Source organism: Empedobacter sp. EJD.6dd, assembly GCF_057369435.1.
This window is the reverse complement of the sequence record NZ_CM170667.1, coordinates 120430-145634: the sequence shown is the minus strand read 5'-3', so window position 1 is coordinate 145634 and position 25205 is coordinate 120430. Positions and strand designations below refer to the sequence as shown.

The following is a 25205-nucleotide window of genomic DNA, read 5'->3' as shown; positions in this document are numbered from 1 at the left end:
ATAAATCCGTAAAAATATTTTTAATTAAAATTCAGCATTATTCGGTGTTCTTGGGAAAGGAATTACATCACGAATGTTACCCATTCCTGTTACAAATAAAACCAATCGCTCTAAACCTAAACCGAAACCTGAATGTGGTACAGAACCGAAACGTCTTGTGTCGCGGTACCACCATAATTCTTCTTTATCAATTCCGAATTTTTCCATTTTTTCGTCTAAAACTTCTAAACGCTCTTCACGCTCAGAACCTCCGATAATTTCTCCAATTCCTGGGAATAAAACGTCCATTGCACGAACAGTTTTTCCATCATCGTTCATACGCATATAGAATGCTTTGATTTCTGCTGGATAATCGAATAAAATAACTGGCGTTTTGAAGTGTTTTTCAACTAAATAACGCTCATGTTCAGATTGTAAATCTGCTCCCCAACCTTCGATTGGATATTTAAATTTACCTTTTTTATTTGGTTTAGAATCTTTTAAAATATCAATTGCTTCTGTATAGCTTAAACGAATAAATTTATTGTTTAAAACATATTCTAAACGTTCGATTAAACCTAACTCAGAACGCTCTGCTTCTGGTTTTTGTTTTTGTTCTTTATCAAAACGCTCTGCCAAGAATTTCAAATCATCTTTACAAGTTTCCATTGCATAAGTGATGACAGATTTCATGAAGTCTTCTGCTAAATCCATATTCTGATCTAGACGGAAAAAAGCAACTTCAGGCTCGATCATCCAGAATTCAGCTAAGTGACGAGAAGTATTTGAATTTTCTGCACGGAAAGTAGGTCCAAAAGTATAAATTTTACCTAATCCCATTGCTGCAGTTTCTCCTTCTAATTGTCCAGAAACCGTTAAATTAGTCGCTTTACCAAAGAAATCTTGTGAATAATCTACTTTTCCTTCTTTGTTTTTAGGTAAGTTTTCCATATCCAAGTTTGTGATATGAAACATCTCTCCTGCTCCTTCTGCATCAGAACCTGTAATAATAGGTGTATTGATGTAAACGAAACCACTTTCGTTGAAATATTTGTGAATTCCGAACATTAACGCATTACGAACACGCATAGTTGCTGCAAATACATTTGTTCTGAAACGTAAATGTGCTTGCTCACGCAAAATTTCTAAACTGTGTTGTTTTGGTTGTAAAATAGTTCCTTTTAAATCATCAGAAGGTGCTGTTCCTAAAATTTTGATTTCTTTCGCAATGATTTCAATCTCTTGACCTGCTCCTTCACTTTCTACCACCTCACCTTTTACTTGCAAAGAGGCTGCTGTAGAAATTTGTTTTATAATTGACTCGTCAAAATTTTCGAAATCTACTACTACTTGAATATTATTAATTGTAGAACCGTCATTCAACGCGATGAAACGATTACTTCTGAACGATCTTACCCATCCATTTACAACTACTTCCTGTAGCAACAAATCCTTGCCTTTTTCTAATAAGGCTTTAATTCCGTACGATTGCATAATTTTTTAATTTATCCTTACAAATTTAGTTATTATTTAAAGTTATAAAAATTATAGGCATAATTTTTGCGAATATTTTTTAACCAACCTAAAAATCCTTTACAATTTCAATGAAAATGTAAAGGATTTTTGATTTTAGTTTATTTTTTGAAGTGAAAATATTCTAACTACATAATATTATGAAGAATCTTTTTTCTAATAAGCCCAATTATTAATATTAGAAATAAAAGTCCATTTTCTATTAATTAATTCAAAATATTTTATTTCACCTCCATTATTCCCTCTAATCAATACAATTAATGCTTTATTATTCAGTTTATTATATATTATATCTGATAGAGATAAAGGAAAATTTTTATAAAAAACATCTCCTCTATTAAATTTCTTTACCTGTTTAAGAAATGAAGTATTCAAATTTCTTTTTTTAATAATATATTTAATACTATCTATATCAATTTTTTGATTTTCAGATAATAAATATACTTTTGATTTAAAATCACTTATACTCCATTTTTTTTCAAACTTAAATTCATTACTAATTATTTCATCTTTAAATTCTTTAAATGTATTTTCATCAATAATACCTGAAATATCATCAAAGTAAACTCTATTCACATAATTTCCAATTTTAATTTTTTCAGCTGAAACTATAAAATTTTCATTTTGAGTTACAATCTCAAGAATAGATTGTGATAATAATATATTAGAAGAAAAAATTAGAGTTATTATCAAAATAATTTTATTCATTCTCTTTAAAATATCCATACACTTAAAATTATTATAATTCGTTTTTCTAATCACTTATCCTACAAGAAATTCAAATTAACTGTTAATTTTAAATAGAAATTATCTTGGAGTTTTTCTTCTGAATAAGCTCCTAAACGATAGAAAGCTCCTAAACCAAATGTTTTGAAAATTAAATTATTTACTTCAACTCCTGTTTCATGGTAATAATTATTCAATGTTTTGAAATCTAAATTTTGATGATCTGCTTTATCTTTCATATCACCTAAAACTCCTCGGTAAACAAATTGAGGGAAAATAATTTTGTTTCCAACTTTAACGCCAGCAAAAATATGTTTCAACTGAAATGATACAAATCGATCCGAATAAAATTCTCCAGGACGCATTGTTTCGAAATTTGTTAAACCTCCTACTCCAAAGTTTGCAAAATCATTTCGTTTTGCATTTCCTTGTCCTTCGAACAAGTTCATCAATGGCATTTTTCCTTCAACCCAACCCGCATTTGCATTGAAATTTGTTTTACCTATCCTCGTATCAAAAACATCAAAATAAGATATATTTATACGAAGTGGATCGTAATCAGAATTGAAGATATCCCAATACTTCGTAAGTGTCGCATAAAAAACAGATTTACCGCTATTTACTGTCACTTTTCCGTAAGGAGTTCTAATAAATTTATCTTTGGGCGCAAAACGAATCGCTAATTGCGTGTTATACAAATCGTACCAACCATTATTGTTCAGGAATGAATAATCAAATTCTGCTTGTTGTTTTTCGTAATTCACCGAAATATTGAAGGTTACATTCTTGAAAATATCTTGTTCATAACCAAAAGAATAACGTTTATATGAAAAATATTCGTGGTTATAAATATTGCTAAATGCTCCACTAATTAAGCGAGTATAATTCGATTGTAATAAAATTGGTGTTTTTCCAGAAGCTGAAACATCTTGTGAATATTTTGCGAAAATTCTACCTGAATAAGGCTTATTTACATAATAATCTCCACCAAAACCATATTTAAAGGTTTGATCTTTGAAACCGTAAGCTGAATATGCATTCAACGAATATTTATCGCTCCAATTTTCATTTGTATTAAAAGCTGCTCCTAATCGAAATCCTTCGTAATCGTTAAACGCTAAGATTTTTGTCAAATCAAGGTCAACTTTTCCTAACGATAATTTTCCGCCCGAATTGATGATTCGCATCAATTTCATTTGACGCTCTAACTTAAATTTATCGCTAATGCTATCTATTGTTGTGTATGTGTTTCGCTCTTTATTAGACAAAGAAGCGTCTCGATAATCTTCCATCACATTATCCCATTTCTTTTCGCCCATATTCTGAAAAGAAATTTCGTCTTCGTAACCTAAAAATTCGTTGCGTTTGAAATGCGCAGGATTTTGAATATCTTTAAAAGTTGTTTCAAGATTAATCCAAATTTTTTCTTTTTTATCAATAAAATCATCACCAGCTAATTTCTCTGTAATCTTGAAATTTCCAGCCTCCATACGGTATTTCTGTTGATTCGGAATCCAAGTTCCATTGTTCAATTTCCAGTCTGCTTCTAATTCTGCAACATAATTTGCGCTTGTATTTTCTCCTTCGAATTTGATTAAAGCAAATGTTTTATCATCAATCCAAAGTGTTCCTTTTATTTGACGTTTCTCTGTTTTTATTGATGGAAAAAAACTAATAACAGCCGTTTTTCGACCATCAATAAAAATATCTTCTTTGAAACCATAACGATAATGAGAAAGACCTTCTCTACTTATTGGATTTATAATTCCTTTGAAGAAAAAATTGATTTTATCTTGATCAAAATTAAATGCTATTGGTTGCATTGCCAAATATTCGTACAACGGAGAGCGCATACCCGAAATACGAGAAGATTGTACAATATTTTTCAATCCCAATCTTTTCGAAACTTTATGGTCCATCGCTCGTTCACCTAAAAATAAGTGACTATTATCTAACAATTTTTTCCATTGATTGTTGATAGAATCTTTGTGATTTTGAGGTTGAATGATAAACGGAATCGAGTCATTATTAACTGTACTCCAAAATTTTGTGTATGATTTTAAAAAAATATTTCCTCCGTTTCTGATTGTGTTTTTGGATTGATTGCGAATCGCCTTAATAATGATATTACGACCTACAGAATCATTCGTTGTGAACGAAACCTCATCTAAACTAATGAAAGAAGGTTTCATCATAATTTCGACCAATTTCTTTCCATCGGTTTGAATACTTTCTGTGAAGTAGCCATTCTTTATCACATCTATAAAATGAACAGAATCATTTATATCCAATTCTCCTAAATCATCTGTTTGGCCAAGAAATTGTTTAGTATCACTGTAAATGTTGGCTCCTGTTAATCGAAATTCATCTTGAGCATCGAATACTCTCACTTTAATTTGAGCAAATGTGGCGATTGAAATACAGAAATTTAGCAGGAATATATAGTTCTTCATTTTTTGAAATTGATTATGCAAATAAATAAAAAAAGCAGCGAAACGCTGCCTTAAAATATTTTTTTTTCTTGAAAGATTAGACTTTCATGATTTCAGCTTCTTTTTTCGATAAAGCTTCTTCTAATTTCTTAGAAAATTTGTCTGTTAATCCTTGTACACGTGTTTCGTAATCTTTTACCATGTCTTCAGAAGCTTCTTTTACATTTTTAAGCGCTTTGTTAGCATCTTGACGAGCATTACGAAGTGATACTTTTGCATTTTCCATTTCTGCTTTTGCCATCTTAACTAACTCTTTACGACGCTCTTCCGTTACTGGAGGAATACTAATAATAATAGAATCTCCATTGTTAGAAGGTGCAAAACCTAAATTAGCATTGATAATTGCTTTTTCGATTTCACCAATTAAATTTCTTTCGTACGGTTGAATACTCAATGTCATTGCATCTGGTGTATTTACATTTGCAATTTGAGTTAACGGAGATAAACTTCCGTAGTAATCAACACGAACTGAACTTAACATTGCAGGAGTTGCTTTACCTGCTCTTAATTTGTCAAATGCTACCTCTAAGTGACTTACAGTACCTTGCATTTGTTCCTTAGCCGTTTCTAAAATAATATCTAATTCTTCCATTTCGGGATTTATTTATTTGTTACTAGAGTACCTACGTTATCTCCTAAAATTAATTTTTTCAAGTTACCATCCGTATTCATATCAAATACAATAATAGGCAAATTATTCTCTTCACTCAAAGTAAAAGCTGTCATATCCATTACTTTTAAGTTTTTATCGTAAACTTCTTGATAAGAAATTGTTTCGAATTTTTCTGCTGTAGGATCTTTTTCTGGGTCTGCAGTGTAAATTCCGTCAACACGAGTTCCTTTCAAAATAACATCAGCTTGTGTTTCAATCGCTCTTAAAACTGCTGCTGTATCTGTTGTAAAATAAGGGTTTCCTGTTCCAGCACCAAAAATCACGACACGACCTTTCTCTAAATGACGCGTTGCTCTTCTTTTGATAAATGGTTCTGCGATTTGTTCCATACGAATAGCCGTTTGTAAACGAGTATTTACTCCAGCGTCTTCTAATGCTCCTTGCAACGCCATACTATTGATAACTGTTGCTAACATTCCCATATAATCTCCTTGTACACGATCCATACCAGAAGCTACACCCTGAACACCTCTAAAAATATTACCTCCTCCGATTACGATTGCCACTTCGCAACCAAGCTCTGCTACTTCTCTAATTTGTTGAGCATATTGTTTCAGCATATTTGGATCGATACCATATTGTAAATCTCCCATTAATGCTTCACCACTTAATTTAAGTAATATTCTTTTGTATTTCATCTTGTCAAAGGTTTTCTTTTGCAAATATAATTTTTCTATTCTGATTTTTCCTAACGTTCGAAAATGTCTAACGCATTTTTTGTTGTAATTGATGCAATTTCAGCTGGTGTTTTATGATAAATATCGACCAACTTCTCGCAAACATGTTTTAAATAACTACTCTCATTGCGTTTTCCACGATATGGAACTGGTGCTAAATAAGGCGAATCTGTTTCGAGAACAATATGTTTAATATCGAAATCACCTAAAAATTGATCAATCTTGCCATTTTTGAAGGTTACAACTCCTCCAATTCCTAATTTCAAATTAAAATCAATCGCACGTTGAGCATCTTCTTTTGTTCCCGAAAAGCAATGAAAAATTCCGAATAATTTTTCGTCTTTTACTTCTTCTAGTACTTCAAAAACTTCGTTGAACGCATCACGACAATGAATCACAATTGGTAAATTCTTTTCTTTTGCCCATTCAATTTGCGTTTTAAATACATCTTGTTGCGTTTTCAGAAATTCTTTTTCCCAATATAAATCAATTCCAATTTCACCAATCGCTTTGAAAGGTCGTTTATCAATCCATTCGCGAACATGCGCCATCTCCTCTTCTATTGTATCTGGATGAACCGAACACGGATGTAATCCCATCATCGCAAACATCGAATCTTGGTATTGAGCTTCTAATGTCAACATTTTGTCCGTGTAACTTTTGTCAATCGCAGGTAAATAAAATCGCTCTACTCCATTTTTTTTTGCTCGCGCAATTACTTCATCTATATCATTTTCAAATTGCTCCGAATATAGATGTGTATGTGTATCAATTAACATGTTTTATTTTTGATCTTAAAAATTCTTTTTCATTCGAAAAATCAAGTTGATTTCCTTTTTCTAATTCGTTCATCAACATGATTGTTTTTTCTATAAATCGTTGATGACTTTCTGATTTTTCATTAAAAGGACGATGATTAATCGCTGAAATAACTTTGTTTATTTTTTGAATAATTGTTTGGGTTGATTGCTCGAAATAAGTTTCTGAAAACCTTTCCCAAATGTAATCAACAGCCTGTTTAGAAGGATGAATCATATCTTCTTTAAAAAAACGATAATCTCTTAAATCATCCAAAACCAATTCATATGATGGAAAATATTCAACATGATTGTCTTGAATATTTAATTGATATAAAGCATCCAACAATCTCGCTTTACTTACATTATTTTCTACCATTCCATCTTTTGTATGACGGACAGGACTAACAGTCGTAATCACTTTTATCTTTGGATTAATTTTCTTAAAATCTGAAACAATTAATTCCAAATATTTTAGATTTTCTTCTTTCGTTAATAATCTTTTTTCAAATTGTTTAGCCTCAACTTTATGGCAATTCGCTACAATTTGATTGGTATTTTTCCATTCGTAAATCCACGATGTTCCCAAAGTTATCATCACAACATCACAAGTATAAATAAATTCATAAACTTGCTCTAATGTTGAATTTAATTCATCTAAAACTTCCTCTTTTGTAAGTGCATTAAACGACGAATGTACATCGAAACAGAAAAACTCTTCTCCATTTTGATGTACATCTGCTGTTGTAAAATATTTTTTATGAATGCTTCTTTCGATTAATTTTTGAATGGAAACTGAATTAAAAATTACTCCAAAAGGATTAATTAATCCATCAAATTTTAAATCGGTCAAACGTTTTCCAATTTCATCTGAAAAGCAAGATCCTATCGTCAATATTTTATGTTGATGATAGAGCTTAAAATCAGAAGCTTGAATTTGAAAAGTCGTTCGAAATTGCATTTTTTATCCTTGACGATCAATTAAAACTTCGCTTAATTCTCTCAAATGTTTTTTACGTTCTTCAGGAACGTTAATTTGATCCAAGTAAGTATGTGCTTTATTCGTATACTCTCTAATCAACGTAGATAATTTACGATTAACATTCAGTTTTCTGAATAATTTTTCTACCGCATACACTTTATCGATATTATCCGTATTAGAGCTATACCAATATAATAATTCTTCTTTTTCTTCTTCGTTTGCCGCTTCTAAAGCAGAAATATAAAGAATCGTTTTCTTATTTTCGAAAATATCACCAGCATGCTTTTTACCTAAATGTTCAAGACTTCCGAAAACATCTAAATAATCATCCTTTAATTGATATGCGATTCCTAAATTCAACCCATATTGGTACAATTTCTCTGCATCTTCTTCCGATGCATTTCCTATCATTGCACCTAATTTTAAAGCACAACCAAGTAAAACACTTGTTTTAAGAGAAATCATTCGAATATAATCTTCATACGAAACATTCAATTTCGTCTCATAATTCACATCCAATTGTTGACCTTCACAAACCTCTAAAGCAGTTTTAGAAAATAATTTTGTAGAACTTTTAAATAATTCTGGTTCTAAATCTTCTAAATATTGATATGCTTTTACCAACATTGCATCACCAGAAAGAATTGCGGTATTTAATCCAAATTTTTCATGTACCGTTGGTTTACTTCTTCTTAAAGACGCATTATCCATAATATCGTCGTGCATCAATGAAAAATTATGAAAAAACTCAATTGCTAACGAAGGTTTCAATGCTTTTTCAACTTCTCCACCAAATAAATCTGTTCCCAATAAAGTCAAAATCGGACGAATTCTTTTACCTCCAATATTCAAAATATAATCCATTGGTTCGTATAACTCTTCTGGATTTTTAGAAAATGGATTTTTATCGATTGTTTCGGCAATTAATTCGTGAAATTTATCAAATGAGTACATAGTTTGATTTTTGTAAAAATTAAGTTTTGGCAAATATAATTAAGAATGATTGATTTTGGGCTGTTTTCTTTTATTTTTGATCAAGTGAAAAAAATCGATTCCGACAATCAAATACAAAGCAAATTGACCTACAATAGCTAAAATAAAATAAGAATGCATTTTTTCTATCACCATTACAAGACTAAGTTTTGAAGGTATTGTCCAAAAATAAGTAGTTACCACTATTAGTAGTAAAGCATTTAGACGAAAAATCCAGTTTTTATTCAATTTATATGTTCCTAAATGAATAAATAATGAACCTAAATATGTATATGCTAAGACTTCGAAAAAAGCTGATGGAACAAATTGCTCTCTAAATAAGTTAAAAAAATCTTTATGACTGACATATAGATAAACCTCTGGAACAAGGTAACTCCAATGATTTGCCACAAAAAATACCATAAGATTAAATATCAGAATAAGTGTAAACTGATCTTTAAACTGATCAATAAACATCATATAATAGTCAACCTTTGATAATGATTTTTTAGTTTTCATTTAGCGAAACAATTCACTTATAATTTGATAAGACTTTCTTTTCGCTTTTTGGTCATAAACATTCGTCGAAACCATAATTTCGTCCACTTTTGACTCAAAAATAAATTCATCAAAACTTTTAGACAATGCACCTTTACACCCAATAAAAGAAAGTGCTGTCATCCCTTTTAGCATATATTTTTGCTCAGGAGAAGCTAATTCTAATTGTGTTTTTTCTGGAGGAACAATTGGCTGACGTTTATCTGTAATAATATTCAAAAAACCTTGATACATAGACATTGACAAATAATGCGCTTCCTCATCTGTATTAGCAGCAATTACATTAACACAGGCAATAGTATAAGGTTCTTTCAAATACTCTGAAGGTTGAAATTGCGAACGATAAATCTCAACAGCATTATAAAACTGTTGTGGCGCAAAATGACCAGCAAACGCATAAGGTAATCCCAATTTTGCTGCTAAAAATGCAGAATCAGTACTAGAACCTAATATATAAAGTGGAACATTTGCTCCTTCACCTGGAATTGCTCGAACTTTACTTTCTTTATTTTCTGTACTAAAATATTGTTGCAGATTTTTAATTTCAGCTTCAAAATCATAATTCATAAAATTATCACCACGACGCAAAATAGAAGCAGTTAGTTGATCTGTTCCTGGCGCACGCCCCAAACCTAAATCAATTCTATTCGGATAAAGTGCTTCTAAAGTTCCAAATTGCTCTGCAATTGACAATGCAGTGTGATTGGGTAGCATAATACCTCCGGAACCTACTTTTATTTTTGATGTTCCATTTGCTACATGACCAATCAATAGAGAAGTTGCTGCACTTGCAACATTTTGCATATTATGATGTTCTGATAACCAATAGCGGCTATAACCTAATTCATCAACAAATTTTGCATTTTCTAATGTATTTTTAAATGTTTGATTTAATGTCTCCCCTTCTCTCACATAAGCCAAATCCAACACTGAGTAGTTTATTTTCTTTAATCTTTCCATTTTAAAAATTCTAAGACTAAATTACGAAGAAAATAATTCAAAAAAAATTCCTCTAAAAGGAGACTTAAAGAGGAAAAAAAATTGGAATAATTTTGTAATAGGTTTAAGTAGTTGAGAGTGTAATCTTTTTAGTTAATAGTTTTGGTGTTAGTAATCATTGTAATTACTTATTCAAAAGTAGAATTATCACAAATAAAAATCAATTTTCAAGGGTGGACATTGTGGTGGACAAATCTCAATTAATTAAAAATCAATATATTAAAATGTTTTTTAATTAAAGTTATTTCCTTTAAATAATTTAATTATTCCATATATCTTTGAAAAAAAGAAAAATACATGTACAAATTCTTTATTTTTTTTACTCTTATACTATGTAATACATTGTTTTTTTCTTCATTTTCGGCTAGTCGAAAAAGTGAAGATTTAGTTATGTTAGAATATGTGATTAATCAAAATAAAGATGTAAAAGACTCTATTCAACTTAAACAAAATTTCAAACTATTAAACTCAAAAACAAGTGTTTATATTTCAAAAAATCTGAATATTATTTATCAAGTTTATTTAGCAAATATATACGCAGAAAAACTTGATAAGATTAATTCTAAAAGTCAATCTCTTTTTGAATCTGCAGAAAAAACTGCAAAAGAATTAGATTTAATTGATATGCAAATTTGGGTTAATACACAATTTGGTTATTACTATTATACTTTCAGTCAATATCAAAAAGCTTATCCTTATTTTATGAAGGCTTCAAAACTTCTTGATCATACGCACGAAAAGCAACTTTTTCAAAAAAGTGATATTTTTAAAAAAAATGGTTTTTTCTTTATGAATGTAAAAGAATTGGATAAAAGTGAAAAATATATATTATCTGCTCTAAAATATACCAATAAGAATGACACTGAATATGGAACAATTCTTAATGCAATAGGTCATATTAAACTTGAAAAAAATGATTTTATTGAAGCAAAAAAATACTTTAATTTAACGAAAGAATTTGGACTTAAAAATAACGACAAAATACGTTATGCCAAAGCTTTGGGAGATATTGCTGTTATAAATATTCATGATAAAAAATATGACCTTGCGATTGAAAATTTAGGAAAAGACATCGAAATTTCTAGAGAACTAAATAATTATAGAAATTTGATGTATGCTAACATCAAACTTGGTGAATTATATCTTCAATTAAACAGAATTGATGAAGCTGAAAAAACTTTGAAAGAAGCAAAAAAATATGCTGAAGAAAAAGTATATCTAAACAGTTACGAAAAAGAAGTTTATACTCTTTTGTTGGAAATTTCTATAAAAAAACAAAACATAACGGAAGAACTTGAAGCAAGACGAAGATTAAGTGAATTGGAAAAAGCATTAAAAAATGCTGATGGTGAAAATGTGATTAATCAAATCAATTGGGATATTCAGAAAGAGAATTTTAATTATAAGTACGAAACTGAAAAAGTGAAAAATGAAAAAGCAACGTTGTTAAAAAACGCGCTGATTCTAATCGCATCACTTTTATTAATCATTATTTTGTTTATTTTTCTTACTTTCAAACGAAAAGTAAAGATTCAGAATTCTATTTATGATAACAAAGTTCTTAAACTTCAAAATGATAAATTAAACTCAGAAAATCGTTTAAATAAGGCCAATAAAACTTTAGAATCTTATAAAATATACTTAGAAGAAAAAAACGAGCAAATTGAAACGTTAAATACTGAAATTAATAACCTTTCAAGTTCTAATCTCTCTAAAATAGAACAACAACTTGCATTTTCTAATTTATTAAATTCGCATTTGATGACAGATGAAAATTGGAACAATTTCAAACATGTTTTTGAAAATGAACAACGAGATTTTGTTGATTATTTAAACAATAATTTTTCTGATTTAACTGAATCAAATTTGAGAATTATTTACCTTTTAAAATTAGGTTTAAGCAATTCAGAAATAGCTCAATTAATAGGAATAACAAACGACTCTGTTAAAAAAGCTAAACAACGACTAAAAAAGAAATACGAAAATTATGATTTGATTTTCAACGATAATTTTAGCAAAGAAGTTGATTAAAACTTATTCTATTCGAAGTTTATTCAAATTCGAACGATAATTTTCCAATAATAAACTTTCGGTAACATATCCTTCAAATTTTCCTTTTTTCGTTAGCAAAATATAGTCTATTTTTTTAGTTTCCATCATCTTCATTACATTCGCCGCATTCGTAAAAATAGAAGTTGATGTAGCTTCTGTAATGCATTCTAAATAGCTTTTATTCTCTAAATCTTTATTAAAAATAAAAGAACGAATATTATCTAAAACAATAATTCCATGAATCGATTGATCCTCATTAAGAACTGGAATAAAATCTTGCGTAGTCGTAGAAAAAATTGTTTTAATATCCTCTATAGAATCATAAACTGTCAATGTTTTGATATTCTTAATGTAAATGGAAAATAAATCAATTTTATTGAAAAGATTACGGTCTTTATCAGAAGTAAATACGATTCCTTTTTCGGCAATTGCATAGATATCCATCGAGTATTTATCGTAACGCTTAGAAATCGCAAAACTTATCGACGAAACAATCATTAATGGAATCATCAAGCCATAACCACCTGTAATTTCTGCAATCAAGAAAATAGCCGTTAAGGGTGCATGAAATAAACCACTTAAAACCGCAGCCATTCCAACAACCGTAAAATTACCTACTGGCACGTCTTTGAAACCAATCAAATTAAAAAATTTAGCTACAACAAAGCCAAGATAAGAACCTACAAATAATGATGGAGCAAAATTACCTCCATTACCTCCACTTCCCAATGTTAAACCTGTTGCAATAGACTTAATCAAAACAGTAACCAACACAAATGCTAAAACTATCCACTGATTTGTTTTGAAATTTTCTAAAAGTGAATTATTCAAAATAAATCCTGCTTCATCATTTGCTAAATATTTAATACTTTCATATCCTTCACCAAATAGTGTTGGAAAAAAGAAAATTAAAATTGCTAAACTTCCAGCACCTACCATTGCACGCCAATACACATTGTCCGAATAATTACTAATAGTATGTTCTACTTTTCGAAATAATCTCGCATGATAAACCGAAACAAATCCAGCCAAAACACCCAATATTACATAAAAAATTACATTATGATAATCAAATCCCAACGCATATCGAAACGATAATAGCATATTACTTTTCAAGGTTAAGTTTGCAATCAAAGCTCCTGTTGCAGATGATAACAACAATGGAATGAAAGCAGTTACGCTCATATCTGCCAAAACAATTTCTATAGCAAATAAAACACCCGCAATTGGCGCGTTAAATGCCGCCGCAATTCCAGCTGCAACACCACAAGCTAATAAAAGTGTACGTTCTTTATATTTAAATCTATAATATTGAGCATAGTTTGATCCAAAAGCTGCTCCAGTGATAGTAATTGGAGATTCTAAACCTGCAGAACCTCCCATACCAACAGTTAAGGAACTTGTAATAATCTGAGCATACATTTGTTTTCTAGGCATTATTCCAGATTTTTTTGCAACCGCAATCATAATCTGAGAAGTTCCCTTTTCTATTGAACCATCTAAAAATTTTTGAATTACAAAAACAGTTAACAAAATTCCTATCACAGGAAGTATACTATTAATATAAGGAAGTTTAACTAGATTATTAATGTAGAGCGTAAATTGAAAAACGCTATGCGCAAATGTTTTAAGAACAATTACCGCAAATGCAGATGATATCGCAACTAATATACACGATAAATATAAAAATTGTCTCTCTGTTAAAACAAGTTTTAAGAGATTCAATAAATTCTGGAAAAAATTTACTGTTTTTTTGATGTATTGAAAAAACTTTTGTTTTGTAGAAAGCTGCATATTCCAAAAATAGTATTCCTTTTCTTTATTCCCTAATTTTATTTCGTGGAATTACACAAAAAGTAAACCAATAATGTGTTTACGGTGAAATATGTTTAGAATCGACGACAAAACACGTTTAAACTAATTAATTAAACATAAAATCACTCGAATTTAAACAATTTATAGTCACTTAGTTGGTCTTACATTTTTGCTAAAATTCATTATTTAATAAATTTTACAAACATTAAAACAAAGAATTTTCATTAAAAAACAAAAACCAACAAACAAAATTAAAACATTAACAAACAACACTTTAAACTTTAAAATAAAAGAATGAAATACAATAAAATATGATAAACTAATAGCTAATTAAATTAAAATTAATTTTAAGTAATTAATTAACACATAATAAAATGAAGAAAATTTACTTAAAATTAATTGGAGTTGCCTACGCTACTCTGATGTTAACAAGTACACAAACAAATGCTCAAGTTTACGTTATAGGAAATGGCGAATATGCAACAAGCGTATCTGATGATGGTAATGTTGTTGTTCTCTTTGGTCTAGATAATAATTACTATTGGACGAAAGACGGAGGTGTACAACCTCTTGGAGAAATTGTTCCTGGCACATATAATGGAGGAAATTCGTCAGTTACCGCTGATGGGAAAATGATTTCTACAAATGTTATGGATCCATTAACTGGAATTAACCAAATCGCCACTTATAATCTAGATAAAAAAGAGTGGAATTATTTAGGAGGACTTGGTAAAGTAATTGACAATGATACAAGTTCTGTTTGGGGAATGAATGGAAACGGATCTATTATTGTTGGTTTAGCATCTTCTGCAAATGGATATGGACATGCTGTAAAATGGACAAAAGAAACAGGTTTAATTGATTTAGGTTCAACGACTACAAATGCTGCTTCAAGAGCAAATACTATAAGTGAAGATGGGTCTATTATAGCTGGATGGCAAGATGATAAAAATGGAAGAAGATGGGGAGCGTATTGGAAAGATGGTGTTCAACATTTAATAAAAGATAAAAACGGAGATCCCGTTTTTGAAATTAGTTCCGTTTCTGGTGATGGAAAGTGGTTACTTGGATCTCAATTCGAATACGCCATGAAATGGAGTGAAGAGACTGGAGTTCAATTAATAGAAGACCCAAATGCAGATCCTTTTTATGTAGGCGCAGCAACTGCAACAAATTATGACGGAAGTATGATTGTTGGATTTTATAGACCTTATCCCGGAGCAGCAATGATGGGAGATGGTTTTATTTGGACAGAAAAAACAGGAAAGATTAGTCTTGATGATTATGTAAAAAGTTTAGGTTATGATAATTTAGGGATCACTTTTTCGCTACCTTTTGCCATATCAAAAGATGGGTCTAAAATTGTAGGAATTGGTAGAACAACTGAACAGGCTATTTCTTTCATGATTTCACTTCCAAAATTAGGAACTACAGAAGTAAATAAAGTTGAATATTCAGTATATCCAAATCCAACTAGTGATGTAATAAACATTGAAACAAAAGGAAATCTTTCTTCATCAGTTTTATACAATATGACTGGACAAATAGTTCTTCATTCTAATCAAAAGCAACTAAACATTTCTTCTTTACCAAAAGGTACTTATGTTTTAAAAACGATTATTGACGGAACTGAAAACACAAAAAAAATTATCAAAAAATAATTGTTTATAAACAATATTATTAATGCCGAAAATAAACTTTTCGGCATTTTTATTTAAAACAACCAATTACACTTATAAAATTATATAAATTAATTCAATGAATTTCCTTAAAATCAATTGATCATTAATTTATATAATTAATTAATTATAAATCATTTAAATTTTAATATTTAAGAAAACAATACAGTTAAATTTAAATCAATAACTTCTAAAACTATTTACTCTAATTTTATAAAAGAAATTAATTAACACAAAATTTATTATGAAAAAAATTTACTCAAAACTTAAAAGCATTGCGTTCTTATCAGTTTTATTTGCAGGTTCAAGTTATGCTAGTGCACAAGTTTATGTAGTTGGAGCAGGTGAAACAGCATATAGTGTTTCTGAAGATGGGAAAGTTGTTACATTAAATACTGTAGAAAATAATTATTATTGGACTCCTGAAAAAGGAATTCAACTTTTAGGAGAATTAGCAGCTGACACAACAAACGGAGGACACCCTCTCGTTACAGCTGATGGTAAAAAAATTGCTGTAATGGTAGCAAATCCAGCTACTGGAATTAACCAAATGTCAATATATGATATCAATTCTAATTCTTGGAAATATTTAGGTGGTTTAGGAGCAAGTATGGACAGTGAAACAAGTTCTGTATGGGGAATGAGTGCTGATGGTAAGTATATTGCTGGTTTAGCTGCAACTCCAGAAGGAAGTTTTAATGGTGTCGTTTGGACTGAAGAAACAGGAATGGTAGCATTAAAAACGGACGGTGACTATTATTCACGTGCAAACGGAATCAGTGATGATGGTAAAATAGTAGTTGGTTGGCATGATACTGATTGGGATCGTTGGGGTGTATACTGGGAAGATGGTGTTAGACATCAAGTACTTGACCAAGAAGGTTATGAAGTTTTAGAATTTGCAGGAGTTTCTGGTGATGGAAAATGGATGATCGGATCTGATGGTGAAGATATTGCCATGCGTTATAGTAAAGAAACAGGAGTTCAAAAAATAGAGCATCCAAAACAAGGATTCTATTTTAATGGTGCTGCTACAGCAATTAATAAAGACGGAAGTGTTATTGTTGGATTTTACAGACCTTGGCCTGGACCTGCAACTATGGGAGAAGGATTTATTTGGACAGAAAAAACAGGACGTGTTGAATTAAATGAATATGTTAAATCATTAGGTTTTGATGATTTAGGAATTACATTTGCTTTACCGTTAGGAATGTCAAAAGACGGAACAAAGATTGTCGGTTTAGGTAGAACAGATAACGGAGCTGTATCATTCCTTATATCTTTACCAAAATTAGGAACTTCTGAGGTAGCAAATTCTGTTAAATTTGATGTATTCCCTAATCCTACAACAGATGTTATCAATATCGAAACAAAAGGTCAAGTTTCATCTTCTGTTTTATATAATATGGCAGGACAAAAAGTTCTTGACTCTGATCAAAAACAAATCAATGTTTCAGCTTTACCAAAAGGTACTTATGTGTTGAAAACAACAATTGATGGAAAAGATGTTACAAAGAAAATTATAAAAAAATAATTTCTTAAAACTATATAGAATAAAAAAATCTCGCAATTGCGAGATTTTTTTATTGAGTTAATTCTTACTTTTTAATTACTTTTTTAATTTCTACTCCTATATTCGTTTCGATCTGAATTAAATAAACACCAACTTTTAATCTACTCATATCTATTACAGATTCATTATCGATCTGTTTAACAACCTGACCTAAAGCATTTAAAACACTTATTTTGATAATTTTTTGATCTTTAGATGAACTAATAATCAACTTATCTATAACTGGATTCGGATAAATAGCTAAAGAGACATCTTTCACATTAGCACCCGTTGTCGCTAAGTTCTCTTTTTCGAATTCCGTTTTAATATAGTATAAATTTGTTGTGTCCCCTTTTGTTATTTTATTTTCTCCAATAGGAACATTTTCAATAATAACAATACCATCTTTAGCTGTATAATTCACCGCATTAAATTTTATTTTACCATTAAAACTTGGATCAAAAACTAATGTTAAAGTTGATACTTTTTTAGTTGTATAACTAATCATAGTTGCAGATTCTATTTTAAGGCGTTTTGTAAACGTCAACTCATCATAAGTTGCATTTCCATCTGTAGAATTAATATTTGCTGCTCCAGAAAAAATATAAAAACTACTCGTTATTCCATTAGTCGTAAAATTATGAGTTTCTATACTTGCACTTGTTTCATCAGTTTCAATAGAAATAGTACCAGTTGCAGAAATTGATGTTCCTGTTCCAATTGTTCTTACTGTAAAGCTCATATCTGCAGTTGGTGTTCCAAATATTGATAAAGTTTTTGTTGAAACATTTTTCGTAAATTCTATTCCATTCGCAGGTAAACCTGTAACTTCTACATCTGTTGCAGTTCCTCCCCAAACAAAATTCATCGTTTCAATAGCTGTATTTGGTAAAACAGTTTGATCATTATTTGTAGGTATTTGCAATGTATGTGTACTTACTGGAGTTGATTCTATACCTTGTACATACACAAGAGACGATTTATAATTTCTCAATAAACTCATCAATGCCTGATTTACACCATACGATTTATCATCTACAGAATTATCAAAAGTAAATTTTATATCACCTCCTTCTACTCTACCTGCGTACTTCATCGCTTTCTGTTTTGCAATAGTTGGCTCATCTACAATCAAATTTTTCACATAAAAAGTAGAATTTGTATCAAAATTATTATAAATAGCACCACCCTTTAATGCTTTAACTGTTGCATCTAAAACTTCTCCTCTTACAGAAGCTACATAAGCATCAAATTGTGTTGGGTTTGTTGATGGATGATAAGCTAAAAATGAATTTGCTCCTTCTATATAATTGTTGTAAGCTTTTATCACACCGCCATCTTCATTCGAAAAAGTCCCCGTCGAATTTGACGCTATATCACTTCCTTGTTTAGAAATCAGCATTGGATATTTTGCATTTCTAAAATAATTTCCTTCAACAAAAATTGAAGACCCCATCGTAGAACCAACTCCATATTTTGAGATTCCATCATAATAATTATTATAAACATGGGTAGTATATGTTCTTACACGTGGATGTCTAGAATCTGAATGATCAAACCAATTGTGATGATAAGTCGCATAAGCTCCAACTGTATTTGCCTCACTCAAACCAAGTAAACTTGATTTTCCATTATCCCAAAAATGGTTATATGAAAAAGTAATGTAACCCGATTTTTTAGCATCTAAAGCGCCATCCCCCTTCTCCTGGTCGGCATCTTTTCCAGGAAAACCATAAAATAAATCATTATTATGAACCCATATATAATCATTTGATTGTTGCAAGCTAATGTTATCACCTTCTGCCGCATTAGTCAACATAAATCCTAGATTACGAATTTCAACATTCGAAGCATTTTTGACTCTTACACCCCAACCATTTGCTATTGCATCAACACCAACACCTTCAAATGTTATATAACTACCGCTATTATTATTGTTTTCTATGACAAGATCTCCGTTCAACATATAAGAGAAATCAGTAACATTTCCGATCAACCTCACAACCAAAGGACGAGTATCTTTTCCTTTTTTGAAACCATCTAAAATATTCTGTAAACCTACACACGGATTGCTATTTTCGCCTGTAACATTAAGACTAATAGAATTCTTATTATCTTCTGATACGTACAAAACAACAGCATCTTTTTTTAATGTTCCATCTAAATTATAAGCACCTGGCACTCTATTATTACTATGAGCAAATCCATTTCTATCATGCGCTAATACAGTAACTTTAGTTGTTTCTACATTTTCTTTTTCAGCTCCATTTACTACAGAAACTATTTTAAAAGTATACTCTCCAGGACTTAAACCTAAAATATCTGCTCTAAAATAATTACCATAGCTCCTGATTAATTGTGTATCAATCTTTTTATTATTGATTCCATTTCCGCTATAATAAACATTATAACTGTCCACATTCTCAGCTGGCGGATTCCATTTAACGTAAGCTGATTCTAACCAACCTACTGATTCTGTAACATTTGCTTTTTGAGCTGATAAATTAATCATGCTAAACATGCCAAATGCACTTAGTAAAACTTTTCTCATAAATAGTGTTATATTATTATTGTAATCGATTACAAAAAATCATAAAACGATCTTTTTTTATTGTAACCTTTACAATATTAATAAATTTTCAGCTAAATAAATATAAAATAAATCGTTTATATCTCATATCCAATCAATATTTTAATATTTTTTTACACTATTTTATTCAATAGCGTCATTTTTACACTAAAAAATAATAATTTATTTGTTTTTCCAAATAATTAATATAATTTTATGCAAACGATTACATTAATATTAATTATAATTAAATGCTTATTTTATGAAAAAATCATTACTTTTTTCTGCATTATCTTTAACGATAATGACATTGAGTGCAAATGCACAAACACTTACAAAATCTTGGGACTTTAGTACTTGGAACAACGAACCAACAGGTTATTCAGAAACTAAAGTGATTGATAATCTAGGTCTTTTTGCTGGTCCAAGTGTTACCAACATGGGTGTTGTTGAAAGTAATAACGCAACATTTCCAGACACTTGGAAAGGAAGTAAACGACTAAAACTGAATGGAGGAAGTTACGAATCTACAGAAACTTCATTTTTAGTTCCTACAAAAAGATATTTATTTTTCTCTGTTACAGAACCAGTTAAAATTAAAGTTTGGTTTAAATCTGGAAGTTCTTCTGGCACAAGAACTTTATATATTACTGATGGAAAAGAAGTAATTAGTAAAATTGATGTCAATGGAAGTGATAATATCACAACCGATTACATTGAATATAAAGGTGGTGAAGGAACTATTTATTTAGGTGGTGATCAAGCATTAAATATTTATAAAGTTGAAGTTTATGACGGAAAATTAGGAACAACTACAACTCTAGGAACAAAAGAGCTTTCAACTAAAAATGTAGCAAAAGTTTTCAGTTCAAATGGTAAAGTTTATATTTCTGATTTAAAAAGTAAAAATGCAAAAATAAATGTCTACAACTTTTCTGGAAATCTAATCAAATCATTCAATGCTTCTCAAAGTACAAGTTTCGATTTAAAAAGCGGAAATTACATTGTAAATATTCAATCAAACGAAGGAAATTCTTCAACAAAAATTGTTGTTAAATAATAATGTGTTAAATAAAAAAATCTCGCAATTGCGAGATTTTTTTATTCTATTTATTCATTTGTTTCAAAATACTCAATGTTTTTTTATCCGTTTGATCTGCATAGAAAAATTTCAAAACATCTTTTATAATTTTTTCTTTCGGAACAATAAAATTAAACAACGTTAAACTTGATTTCAGTTTCATTGCGTCATTTTTTCCAAAAATCAATTGTGGCATTGTTCCTTTGTGACGCATTAACAGCACTGATAAAACTTCCAGATAATTCTCCCAAAGCTCTTCATCTTTTACAAACGCTCTTGCCTCCTCTTTAGAAGAAATTGCAAATTCTTTCGAAGAATCACTCGATCCCAAACCATCTACTTGTGGAAACATAAAAACCATCCAATTCGAATGTTTTTTACCTGCATGTACTTCCATCAAAATTTCATCATACACAAAACTTTGTGCATCATGAAAACGTTTCAAATTAAATTTATCGTTTGGATCTTTTTGTTTTAGTAAATCTCCTATTTTCATTGTGTAAAGTTAAAAAAAGCCTCGCATAAAACGAGGCTTTTTGTTATTTTTATAATTAATTACATTCTTTCTGGAACTCCTATTCCTAATAAACGTAATGAATTTTGAATTGTATTGGCAACCCATTGAGAAAGATATAAACGGAAATTTTTCACATTTTCATCATCATTTTTCAAGATTGGATTATTTTGGTAGAATGAGTTAAATAATTTCACCAATTCGTACACATAATTTGCTATTAATGCTGGGCTCATTTCTGAAGCTGCTTTATTAATTGTATCTTCAAAATCATATAATGCACGAATAATTTCTTTTTCTGCATCATTCAATTCAATTGCATTTACATTAAACTCTTTTGGAGATTCTTTTCTCAATAAAGACTGAATACGCGCAAAAGTATATTGAATAAATGGTCCTGTATTACCATTAAAATCTACAGATTCTTTTGGATCAAATAAAATACGTTTCTTCGGATCTACTTTTAATATATAATATTTTAAAGCGCCCATTGCAATCGTTTCGTATAATTCAGCTTTTTCATCTTCCGATAAACCATCTAATTTACCTAACTCTTCAGAAATTTCTTTAGCTGTTTCATACACATCAACCATCAATTCGTCTGCGTCAACAACAGTACCTTCACGAGATTTCATTTTACCGTTTGGTAAATCTACCATTCCATATGATAAATGATGTAAAGCATCTGCCCAAGAGAAACCTAATTTTTTAAGAATTAAGAATAAAACTTTAAAGTGATAATCTTGCTCATTACCCACAACATACGTTAATTCTTCTAACGTTGGATTATTTTTGAAACGCTCTACAGCCGTTCCTAAATCTTGTGTAATATAAACTGATGTTCCATCTGAACGTAAAACTAATTTTTCGTCCAAACCTTCTGCTGTTAAATCAATCCAAACAGAACCGTCTTCTTTTTTAAAGAAAACACCTTTATTTAAACCTTCTTCAACAATATCTTTTCCTAAAATATACGTATTTGATTCGTATAAATATTCGTCAAAAGCAACACCAAGACGTTTGTATGTTTTCGCAAAACCATCGTATACCCATCCATTCATTTTTTGCCAAAGCTCAATTACTTTTGGTTCATGTGCTTCCCATTGACGTAACATTTCTTGTGCTTCTAAGAAGATTGGAGCTTCTTTCTTTGCTTCATCTTCCGATTTTCCTTGGGCAATCAATTCCTTGATTTCTTCTCGGTAATGTTTATCAAATTCTACATAATATTTTCCAACCAAATGGTCTCCTTTCATATTTGTAGATTCTGGCGTTTCACCATTTCCAAATTTTTCCCAAGCAATCATCGATTTACAAATGTGAATTCCACGATCGTTGATAATTTGTGTTTTGATTACATTATTTCCTGCTGCTTCTATAATTTGAGAAACAGAAAAACCTAACAAATTATTACGAACATGTCCTAAATGCAGTGGTTTGTTCGTATTTGGTGAAGAATATTCTACCATTACAGTTCTTGAATTCTCATCAACTTTTGTAATTCCGAAAGTTGAATTTTGAGCATTTTGAGCAAAGTTTTCTAAAAATTCTGCTGAATTTAAACTCATATTCAAGAAACCTTTTACAACATTGAATGCTGTAATTTTATTATTTTCGACCAAATTTTCACCGATTTTAGTACCGATTTCTTCTGGTTTACCTTTCAAAGTTCTGATTAATGGGAAAACAACCAATGTATAATCACCTTCAAACTCTTTCCTTGTGAACTGAATTTCAACAGATTCAGGGTTAATTTGATAAACGTTTTGAATTGCTTCTAAAACATTTTGTGTGATGTATTGCTTTAAACTCATTTTATTCCTTTTTACTTAATCGAAATGCAAAAGTACGAAGTTTCAACGAATTTGAACGGATTGCTTCTTGAGTTTTTAAGAATTCGTCAAGAAAACTTATCTTTGCAAAATGAAAGCTACATTCGCGGATTTCGAATTAACAAAACAATTGAATTCAGCTTTAGAAAAGTTGAATATCACAAACCCTACTCCAATTCAAGAAAAATCGTTCAGACCGATTCTTTCTGGGCGAGACATAATGGGAATTGCTCAAACTGGAACAGGTAAAACAATGGCTTATTTATTGCCTTTGTTAAATACTTATCAATATTCTAAAACGAATCAACCAAAAATTGTTATTCTGGTTCCGACACGCGAATTAGTTGTTCAAGTTACAGATATTTTAGAACAATTAACAGAATTTATTAATGTTCGTATTCTTGGAATTTATGGTGGTGTAAACATTAACACTCAAAAATTATTGGTGTACGAAGGACTTGATATTTTGGTCGGAACTCCTGGACGTATATTGGATTTGGCGATTGATAATGTTTTATCATTCAAAGAAATGAAAAAATTAGTAGTTGACGAATTTGACGAAATGTTAAGTTTAGGTTTTCGTCCACAATTGATTCATTTATTTACAATGATGAGCGACAAACGTCAAAATATTCTATTTTCTGCAACAATGACTGATCAAGTAGATGACATGTTGCACGAATATTTTAAAAATCCAATCGAAATTTCATTAGCTCGCTCTGGAACACCATTAGAAAAAATTTCGCAAACAGCAATTCCAGTAGAAAATTTTAATACAAAATTAAATTTAGTTACGTATCAATTAGAAGATAAAGCGAAGTTTGAAAAAGTATTAATTTTTGCAAACAATAAAAAACATGCTGATTTAATTTTTAATCATTTAGACGAAATTTATCCAGATGAATTTGGTGTAATTCATTCAAATAAATCTCAAAATTATCGTTTAAGAACGATGGAAGCCTTTTCTCGAGATGAATACCGTGGAATAATCACAACTGATATCATGGCGCGTGGTTTGGATATTCCGGATGTTACACACGTCATCAATTTCGAAATACCTGAAGTTCCCGAACAATACATTCACAGAATTGGACGTACGGGTCGTGCAGATAAAAAAGGTGAAGCGATTTCTTACTTTTCAGAAAAAGAAGTTGAACGTTTAGATGAAATCGAAGCGTTGATGAATAAAAAGATAGAAGAACTTCCATTCCCAGAAGATGAAGTAAAAATAAATCCTGTAAAACGTGAGTTTGAAAAAGATGTTGTAAAAATGAAAGCACTTACGACTGTAAAAGTTGAAGAACGAGGTGCAGCATTTCACGAGAAAAAAGATAAAAATAAAAAGGTGAATTTAGGAGGTCCTACAAAACGTAAACCACCAAAATCAAAACCTAAAAATCGTGGCCAACAAAAGCAAAAAGCAAAAGCCCGAAAAAAAGGGAAATAAATAAAAAGCGCTCTATTTGAGCGCTTTTCTTATTTTAAAATCTGTTTATAATCAATAAAGTAATTTTCTTTCATTTTTTTTTATCAAAAAAAATATATAATTCCTCATAATAAAACAATTATTAGAAAAACATAATGCTAAATAAAATAATAAGTTCACTCTTTTATTTTATTTACTTTATTAAAAAACTAACGAACGATAGTTAATTATTTTATTAATTTTTCTTTTATAAAATGATTTTCTTTAAAACTTGTTTTTTTAGAATAATTATTTAAA

19 protein-coding genes are annotated in these 25205 nt (G+C 30.0%); 5 read left to right on the top strand and 14 right to left on the bottom strand.

The window, feature by feature from the left end; translation table 11 throughout:
* Positions 1-24: 24 nt before the first annotated feature.
* From asnS to AC2I98_RS00635, 10 genes are all read right to left on the bottom strand, one after another.
* Complete coding sequence (asnS, locus tag AC2I98_RS00680; protein ID WP_486412730.1) at positions 25-1473, bottom strand: asparagine--tRNA ligase; 1449 nt, start codon at positions 1471-1473, stop codon at positions 25-27.
* Positions 1474-1668: 195 nt separating this feature from the next.
* Positions 1669-2220: a hypothetical protein gene (locus tag AC2I98_RS00675; RefSeq protein WP_486412729.1), complete on the bottom strand. Its 552-nt coding sequence runs from the start codon at positions 2218-2220 to the stop codon at positions 1669-1671.
* Between the two features lie 59 nt (positions 2221-2279).
* Positions 2280-4691: a DUF5686 family protein gene (locus tag AC2I98_RS00670; RefSeq protein ID WP_486412728.1), complete on the bottom strand. Its 2412-nt coding sequence runs from the start codon at positions 4689-4691 to the stop codon at positions 2280-2282.
* Between the two features lie 76 nt (positions 4692-4767).
* Positions 4768-5322: a ribosome recycling factor gene (frr, locus tag AC2I98_RS00665; protein WP_486412727.1), complete on the bottom strand. Its 555-nt coding sequence runs from the start codon at positions 5320-5322 to the stop codon at positions 4768-4770.
* Between the two features lie 8 nt (positions 5323-5330).
* Positions 5331-6041, bottom strand: a complete 711-nt coding sequence (gene pyrH, locus AC2I98_RS00660) for a UMP kinase (protein WP_115000992.1) — start codon at positions 6039-6041, stop codon at positions 5331-5333.
* Positions 6042-6091: 50 nt separating this feature from the next.
* Positions 6092-6859 carry a TatD family hydrolase gene (locus AC2I98_RS00655; protein ID WP_486412726.1) on the bottom strand — a complete coding sequence of 256 codons (768 nt, stop codon included), beginning with the start codon at positions 6857-6859 and terminating at the stop codon, positions 6092-6094.
* Positions 6849-7838, bottom strand: a complete 990-nt coding sequence (locus AC2I98_RS00650) for a GSCFA domain-containing protein (protein ID WP_486412725.1) — start codon at positions 7836-7838, stop codon at positions 6849-6851. The genes AC2I98_RS00655 and AC2I98_RS00650 overlap by 11 nt, the downstream gene beginning before the upstream one ends.
* Positions 7839-7841: 3 nt before the next feature.
* Complete coding sequence (locus AC2I98_RS00645; protein WP_486412724.1) at positions 7842-8813, bottom strand: polyprenyl synthetase family protein; 972 nt, start codon at positions 8811-8813, stop codon at positions 7842-7844.
* Between the two features lie 39 nt (positions 8814-8852).
* A complete protein-coding gene (locus tag AC2I98_RS00640; RefSeq protein ID WP_486412723.1) occupies positions 8853-9350 on the bottom strand; it encodes a hypothetical protein in 498 nt (165 codons plus the stop codon).
* Complete coding sequence (locus AC2I98_RS00635) at positions 9351-10349, bottom strand: LLM class flavin-dependent oxidoreductase (RefSeq protein WP_486412722.1); 999 nt, start codon at positions 10347-10349, stop codon at positions 9351-9353. It lies immediately after the preceding gene.
* Between the two features lie 336 nt (positions 10350-10685).
* Here AC2I98_RS00635 and AC2I98_RS00630 point away from each other — a divergent pair, with 336 nt between their 5' ends.
* Complete coding sequence (locus AC2I98_RS00630; protein ID WP_486412721.1) at positions 10686-12419, top strand: tetratricopeptide repeat protein; 1734 nt, start codon at positions 10686-10688, stop codon at positions 12417-12419.
* A gap of 3 nt (positions 12420-12422) precedes the next feature.
* On the opposite strand, the gene AC2I98_RS00625 is transcribed toward AC2I98_RS00630, so the two are convergent.
* Positions 12423-14234 carry a chloride channel protein gene (locus tag AC2I98_RS00625; protein WP_486412720.1) on the bottom strand — a complete coding sequence of 604 codons (1812 nt, stop codon included), beginning with the start codon at positions 14232-14234 and terminating at the stop codon, positions 12423-12425.
* Between the two features lie 395 nt (positions 14235-14629).
* On the opposite strand from AC2I98_RS00625, the gene AC2I98_RS00620 reads away from it, so the two are divergent.
* Both AC2I98_RS00620 and AC2I98_RS00615 read left to right on the top strand, forming a co-directional pair.
* Positions 14630-15916, top strand: coding sequence for a T9SS type A sorting domain-containing protein (locus AC2I98_RS00620; RefSeq protein ID WP_486412719.1), 1287 nt, complete (start codon positions 14630-14632; stop codon positions 15914-15916).
* A gap of 262 nt (positions 15917-16178) precedes the next feature.
* Positions 16179-17468: a T9SS type A sorting domain-containing protein gene (locus AC2I98_RS00615; RefSeq protein WP_486412718.1), complete on the top strand. Its 1290-nt coding sequence runs from the start codon at positions 16179-16181 to the stop codon at positions 17466-17468.
* Between the two features lie 64 nt (positions 17469-17532).
* On the opposite strand, the gene AC2I98_RS00610 is transcribed toward AC2I98_RS00615, so the two are convergent.
* On the bottom strand, positions 17533-20037 hold the full coding sequence (locus tag AC2I98_RS00610) for a pectate lyase family protein (protein WP_486412717.1): 2505 nt from the start codon (positions 20035-20037) through the stop codon (positions 17533-17535).
* A gap of 280 nt (positions 20038-20317) precedes the next feature.
* Here AC2I98_RS00610 and AC2I98_RS00605 point away from each other — a divergent pair, with 280 nt between their 5' ends.
* Positions 20318-21115, top strand: coding sequence for a T9SS type A sorting domain-containing protein (locus tag AC2I98_RS00605; RefSeq protein WP_486412716.1), 798 nt, complete (start codon positions 20318-20320; stop codon positions 21113-21115).
* A 46-nt stretch (positions 21116-21161) separates the two neighbouring features.
* Here AC2I98_RS00605 and AC2I98_RS00600 read toward each other — a convergent pair whose 3' ends face one another.
* Complete coding sequence (locus AC2I98_RS00600) at positions 21162-21632, bottom strand: DUF1810 domain-containing protein (RefSeq protein ID WP_486412715.1); 471 nt, start codon at positions 21630-21632, stop codon at positions 21162-21164.
* A 59-nt stretch (positions 21633-21691) separates the two neighbouring features.
* Positions 21692-23464 carry an arginine--tRNA ligase gene (gene argS, locus AC2I98_RS00595; protein WP_486412714.1) on the bottom strand — a complete coding sequence of 591 codons (1773 nt, stop codon included), beginning with the start codon at positions 23462-23464 and terminating at the stop codon, positions 21692-21694.
* A 109-nt stretch (positions 23465-23573) separates the two neighbouring features.
* On the opposite strand from argS, the gene AC2I98_RS00590 reads away from it, so the two are divergent.
* A complete protein-coding gene (locus AC2I98_RS00590; protein WP_486412713.1) occupies positions 23574-24929 on the top strand; it encodes a DEAD/DEAH box helicase in 1356 nt (451 codons plus the stop codon).
* Positions 24930-25205 lie beyond the last annotated feature (276 nt).

Coding starts and splice junctions, on each gene's coding strand:
- asnS (WP_486412730.1), bottom strand. CDS start 1,473: ATGCAATCGTACGGAATTAAAGCCTTATTAGAAAAAGGCAAGGATTTG.
- AC2I98_RS00675 (WP_486412729.1), bottom strand. CDS start 2,220: ATGAATAAAATTATTTTGATAATAACTCTAATTTTTTCTTCTAATATA.
- AC2I98_RS00670 (WP_486412728.1), bottom strand. CDS start 4,691: ATGAAGAACTATATATTCCTGCTAAATTTCTGTATTTCAATCGCCACA.
- frr (WP_486412727.1), bottom strand. CDS start 5,322: ATGGAAGAATTAGATATTATTTTAGAAACGGCTAAGGAACAAATGCAA.
- pyrH (WP_115000992.1), bottom strand. CDS start 6,041: ATGAAATACAAAAGAATATTACTTAAATTAAGTGGTGAAGCATTAATG.
- AC2I98_RS00655 (WP_486412726.1), bottom strand. CDS start 6,859: ATGTTAATTGATACACATACACATCTATATTCGGAGCAATTTGAAAAT.
- AC2I98_RS00650 (WP_486412725.1), bottom strand. CDS start 7,838: ATGCAATTTCGAACGACTTTTCAAATTCAAGCTTCTGATTTTAAGCTC.
- AC2I98_RS00645 (WP_486412724.1), bottom strand. CDS start 8,813: ATGTACTCATTTGATAAATTTCACGAATTAATTGCCGAAACAATCGAT.
- AC2I98_RS00640 (WP_486412723.1), bottom strand. CDS start 9,350: ATGAAAACTAAAAAATCATTATCAAAGGTTGACTATTATATGATGTTT.
- AC2I98_RS00635 (WP_486412722.1), bottom strand. CDS start 10,349: ATGGAAAGATTAAAGAAAATAAACTACTCAGTGTTGGATTTGGCTTAT.
- AC2I98_RS00630 (WP_486412721.1), top strand. CDS start 10,686: ATGTACAAATTCTTTATTTTTTTTACTCTTATACTATGTAATACATTG.
- AC2I98_RS00625 (WP_486412720.1), bottom strand. CDS start 14,234: ATGCAGCTTTCTACAAAACAAAAGTTTTTTCAATACATCAAAAAAACA.
- AC2I98_RS00620 (WP_486412719.1), top strand. CDS start 14,630: ATGAAGAAAATTTACTTAAAATTAATTGGAGTTGCCTACGCTACTCTG.
- AC2I98_RS00615 (WP_486412718.1), top strand. CDS start 16,179: ATGAAAAAAATTTACTCAAAACTTAAAAGCATTGCGTTCTTATCAGTT.
- AC2I98_RS00610 (WP_486412717.1), bottom strand. CDS start 20,037: ATGAGAAAAGTTTTACTAAGTGCATTTGGCATGTTTAGCATGATTAAT.
- AC2I98_RS00605 (WP_486412716.1), top strand. CDS start 20,318: ATGAAAAAATCATTACTTTTTTCTGCATTATCTTTAACGATAATGACA.
- AC2I98_RS00600 (WP_486412715.1), bottom strand. CDS start 21,632: ATGAAAATAGGAGATTTACTAAAACAAAAAGATCCAAACGATAAATTT.
- argS (WP_486412714.1), bottom strand. CDS start 23,464: ATGAGTTTAAAGCAATACATCACACAAAATGTTTTAGAAGCAATTCAA.
- AC2I98_RS00590 (WP_486412713.1), top strand. CDS start 23,574: ATGAAAGCTACATTCGCGGATTTCGAATTAACAAAACAATTGAATTCA.